Source organism: Serratia sp. (in: enterobacteria) (assembly GCF_046715635.1).
Taxonomy (GTDB): domain Bacteria; phylum Pseudomonadota; class Gammaproteobacteria; order Enterobacterales; family Enterobacteriaceae; genus Chania.
Genome location: NZ_JBKJYW010000006.1, coordinates 1 through 3,866 on the forward strand (window position 1 = coordinate 1; position 3,866 = coordinate 3,866).

At 52.3% G+C, this 3,866-nt stretch carries 7 protein-coding genes; 6 read left to right on the plus strand and 1 reads right to left on the minus strand.

The genetic code is table 11. From position 1 onward, the window contains the following. The first annotated feature begins 23 nt into the window (after window positions 1–23). From ACLQ7H_RS00225 to ACLQ7H_RS00235, 3 genes are all read left to right on the plus strand, one after another. Window positions 24–263, plus strand: coding sequence for a DUF2766 family protein (locus tag ACLQ7H_RS00225; protein ID WP_411750936.1), 240 nt, complete (start codon window positions 24–26; stop codon window positions 261–263). A gap of 140 nt (window positions 264–403) precedes the next feature. After that, window positions 404–526: a PhoP/PhoQ regulator MgrB gene (locus tag ACLQ7H_RS00230; protein ID WP_121608988.1), complete on the plus strand. Its 123-nt coding sequence runs from the start codon at window positions 404–406 to the stop codon at window positions 524–526. A 98-nt stretch (window positions 527–624) separates the two neighbouring features. Further along, window positions 625–906 (plus strand): YebO family protein, encoded by a 282-nt coding sequence (locus tag ACLQ7H_RS00235; RefSeq protein ID WP_411750937.1) that lies wholly within the window; start codon window positions 625–627, stop codon window positions 904–906. Window positions 907–993: 87 nt separating this feature from the next. On the opposite strand, the gene fos is transcribed toward ACLQ7H_RS00235, so the two are convergent. Then, a complete protein-coding gene (gene fos / locus ACLQ7H_RS00240) occupies window positions 994–1,401 on the minus strand; it encodes a fosfomycin resistance glutathione transferase (protein WP_411750938.1) in 408 nt (135 codons plus the stop codon). A gap of 110 nt (window positions 1,402–1,511) precedes the next feature. Between fos and ACLQ7H_RS00245 the strand changes: the two genes are divergently transcribed. From ACLQ7H_RS00245 to ACLQ7H_RS00255, 3 genes are all read left to right on the plus strand, one after another. Further along, window positions 1,512–1,814 carry a phage protein NinX family protein gene (locus ACLQ7H_RS00245; RefSeq protein ID WP_411750939.1) on the plus strand — a complete coding sequence of 101 codons (303 nt, stop codon included), beginning with the start codon at window positions 1,512–1,514 and terminating at the stop codon, window positions 1,812–1,814. Between the two features lie 90 nt (window positions 1,815–1,904). Continuing rightward, entirely contained in the window at window positions 1,905–2,141 is a 237-nt protein-coding gene (locus ACLQ7H_RS00250) for a DUF4060 family protein (RefSeq protein ID WP_021181027.1), read from the plus strand. 162 nt (window positions 2,142–2,303) lie between these two features. Next, window positions 2,304–3,674 (plus strand): amino acid permease, encoded by a 1,371-nt coding sequence (locus tag ACLQ7H_RS00255; protein WP_411750940.1) that lies wholly within the window; start codon window positions 2,304–2,306, stop codon window positions 3,672–3,674. Window positions 3,675–3,866 lie beyond the last annotated feature (192 nt).

Genomic DNA, 3,866 nt, shown 5'->3' on the forward strand with positions numbered 1-3,866 from the left:
TTTAAATCAACAGGGGAAAAATTATGTCCGGCACATTAAGCAACGATCAGGAACTGGTCTCCGACCTGGTTGCCTGCCAACTGGTTATCAAGCAGATCCTGGATGTGATCGACGTGATCGCGCCGACCGAAGTACGGGACAAAATGGCCAGCCAGCTCAAGAGTATCGATTTTACCAGCCACCCGGCCGGAGCAGATCCGATCACCAAGCGGGCGATTGAAAAAGCGATTGCACTGATTGAGATGAAGTTTAATCGCGAGTAACCGGGTCATCTTCTGTCCCTGACGGGCAGGGAGATCTAAACGGCCGGTTAAACTTCGTTTAAGTTGTCTATGTTAGCATGGTAATTACGTTAACAAGATAATCATGAGGCTGCTAAGGTTTGGGGCGTAATAAACTGCTGGTGATAGCGGCAACGCTGGTTGCCTGCTTACTTTTCTATCTGCTTGCTTTGGATAGCTATTGCGATCAAGGTGGGAAGTTTGCACTGGGCATTTGCTCTATCACGCGTATTGTTCCCTGGTAACATGGCGAAATAACAATTTTTCGCAAACTTGCCCCTGGCCTTGGCGGGAATGTTACTATATCGGCTTGGTTGAGGCAGTAGAGTAGATAGGGTTGTCCATGTTTGATTTAGCTTCTGGCCCGTCCGGCCTGATTTCCATTGCCGTTGTGGTGTTGGCCGCATTGCTTGGCCTGTGGGTGTGGTTTATGGTGAATCGCGCCAGCGTGCGTGCCAACGAACAGATCCAGCTGTTGCAGGAAATTGCCGAGCAGCAGCGCCAGCAAACGGCACTGTTAAAAACGCTGGTGCAAACCGCCCGAGGGGACAAGGCACCGGTTGACGATTATGATGATGACCTTAGCCCGGCGCTGAGTTATAAAGGGTTTATCCCAGAGCGTTAATCGCGCACCTCATTTGGTGAGAAGGTAAAGGACACATCGGTTATCTCAGTTTCAGTTTTAACCGGATCGCCTTCTCACCATTCCCTTTCAGTAAAACACCATTCCCTGATAGGGTTTCTCCCGGCAGGCTGCTAACCGGCTTGCCAGATCGCCGCAGTGAATTTCCAGCGCGTGTCGATCGGGATCGAGAAAGTAGCAAGATTCGCCTTCACTGTGATTACTCTTCCACTCCTGTACGCCTACTTCGCGCAAACGCTCCACAATGACGGCAAAATTCTCCGGCGCCACGCTAAACGCGTAATGCGTATAATCGCTCAACAGCTGATTTTTTCGAGCATCATCGAGTGACAGGCATAGCCACAGTTCACCCAATGCAAGATAGGCACCTTGATGCCAGCGGGCTTTGGGGGTAAACCCCAGCACGTCCACATAAAAACGAAAGCTGCGTTCTACCTCACTTACCGCGAGCGTCAGGTGGTTAAGACCCAGCAACATAATCAATTCATCCGTTAGTAGAAATAATGTAAAAGGCCCGCTGGCTGTCATAAATCTGTCGTATTGGCATCGTAATGTAGCGCCAACTCTACGAAAGATGGATATCAGCAATGATTAGATGGTACGAAGAAAGCGACGCCGAAGTAAACCGCAGCATTGCGTTAATCACCGGGGAAAACCCTGACAAATGGTACCCTTACGGCGGCGTGAAAGGGAAAGACTACTGTAAGAACCCCTCCGATGCCTGGCCGATTATCTGCGCCAACAACATCAGCCTTAATGCCCCCGAACAAAGTGACCAGCCACAGTGGCAAGCCAGTATGATTACCCAGCAAGGGGTGTGGCAGGCGGGCAGTCACAGCCCGCTGCGTGCCGCAATGATCTGTTTTTTATTGAGTCAGCATGCGCAATAAATCAAATATTAGTCGATAATGTAGATGACCCGTAATGATGAGACACCGCCTTATTCTGACAATGGACCTGTCGCTGACGGAGACTGTTTTATGAAGCGCATAATCAAAGGTGATACCACTCTCTCTCATTTAGTGATTGCCCATGCGGCGATCGATTGTCATGCCAAAAGCTATGGGCTGCACCGACAAGGCTGGCCTTCAACCTATCTGATAAAGTATCAAAACGATCGCGTGGCGGTGGAGGTCATCACCCGCCGTCAATCCTATGTGGCAACTCTGATGATCGGCGCACGTAACCTCAGCAAACTGTGCGGTATGCCAAGCTGACTGGCGCAGCAAACCTCTTGTAACCCCCTGGCCCGGTTAATGATTACCGGGCTCTAATCCTTGATGCCTGAAAGGTTAAGTGTTAAAACGCCCGCAGGTTTATTTATTGGTTGGCGATATCTTGCGCAATGCTGCCTGGATACTCAGCCGGACGAGGATAAGATGGGCGGTCAGCTTCAAGATACCCCGCTAAAACGCGGTTTAAAAAACAGACATATACAACTTATTGCCCTGGGCGGTGCCATTGGTACCGGCCTGTTTCTGGGTATTGCACAAACTATCCAGATGGCTGGGCCTTCCGTGCTGCTGGGCTATGCCATCGGCGGCTTTATTGCCTTTCTGATCATGCGCCAGCTAGGGGAGATGGTTGTGGAAGAACCGGTGGCCGGTTCCTTTAGCCATTTTGCCTATAAGTATTGGGGGGACTTTGCCGGTTTCCTGTCCGGTTGGAACTACTGGGCGATGTTTATCCTGGTCGGTATGGCGGAACTGACCGCCGTAGGGATTTATATTCAATACTGGTGGCCGGAAATCCCAACCTGGGCATCGGCGGCGGTTTTCTTTGTGGTGATTAACCTGGTCAATCTGGTGAACGTACGCCTGTATGGGGAAACCGAGTTCTGGTTTGCCATCATCAAGGTGGCGGCGATCCTGGGGATGATCGTATTTGGTGCCTACCTGTTGGCCAGTGGTAACGGCGGCCCGGAAGCCAGCATTCGCAACCTGTGGGAGCAGGGCGGCTTTATGCCACACGGCGTCAGCGGTTTGGTGATGGCGATGGCGGTGATCATGTTCTCGTTCGGTGGCCTGGAAATGGTAGGTATTACCGCAGCAGAAGCCGCCGATCCGCGTCGCAGCATTCCTAAAGCCACCAACCAGGTGGTTTATCGCATCCTGATTTTCTATATCGGCTCGTTGACGGTGCTGCTGTCACTTTATCCGTGGGGCAAGGTTGTGGAGGGGGGCAGTCCGTTTGTGATGATCTTCCATGCGCTCAACAGCAACCTGGTGGCGACCATGCTTAACGTAGTGGTACTGACGGCGGCACTGTCGGTCTACAACAGCGGCGTGTATTGCAACAGCCGGATGTTGTTTGGCCTGGCGACACAAGGCAATGCACCCAAGGCGCTGACCAAGGTCAACAAACGTGGCGTACCGGTGCTCTCTATCGCGTTATCGGCGTTGGCCACTTCGATAGGCGTATTGATTAACTACGTCATGCCCGGCGAGGCGTTTGGCTTGCTGATGGCGCTGGTGGTCTCAACGTTGGTGATTAACTGGGTGATGATTTGCCTGGCGCACCTGAAATTCCGCGCGGCCAAGGATCGCCAAGGGGTGATCACCAGCTTTAGGTCGCTATGGTATCCGTTTGGCAACTATCTGTGCCTGGTGTTCCTGTCGTTGATCCTGGTGATCATGTACTTCAGCCCAGGGATCCGCATCTCCGTACTGTTGATGCCGGTTTGGGTACTGTTGTTGTGGGTTGGATTTTTGCTGACCCGGCGTAAAAAGGCGGGTGGTAACAAGAGGTAGTTTTTACGTAGGAGGCGCCGCAGCGCCTCCAAACGGTTAACGGACGACGGCATTGCCCTGATGGTGGCGCCCCAGCCGCAGCAGCTTTCTGCACAGCAGGAACAGGGTGCTGATAACATCAATCACCACCACGCTAAGCATCAGCAGGCCCAGCATAAAAAAGCCTGCCAGGGTGCTTGCCAGTAACAGCAG

Bases quoted from the DNA above. Each gene is read 5' to 3' on its own strand.
- ACLQ7H_RS00225 (WP_411750936.1), top strand. From the start codon at position 24: ATGTCCGGCACATTAAGCAACGATCAGGAACTGGTCTCCGACCTGGTT.
- ACLQ7H_RS00235 (WP_411750937.1), top strand. From the start codon at position 625: ATGTTTGATTTAGCTTCTGGCCCGTCCGGCCTGATTTCCATTGCCGTT.
- fos (WP_411750938.1), bottom strand. From the start codon at position 1,401: ATGTTGCTGGGTCTTAACCACCTGACGCTCGCGGTAAGTGAGGTAGAA.
- ACLQ7H_RS00245 (WP_411750939.1), top strand. From the start codon at position 1,512: ATGATTAGATGGTACGAAGAAAGCGACGCCGAAGTAAACCGCAGCATT.
- ACLQ7H_RS00250 (WP_021181027.1), top strand. From the start codon at position 1,905: ATGAAGCGCATAATCAAAGGTGATACCACTCTCTCTCATTTAGTGATT.
- ACLQ7H_RS00255 (WP_411750940.1), top strand. From the start codon at position 2,304: ATGGGCGGTCAGCTTCAAGATACCCCGCTAAAACGCGGTTTAAAAAAC.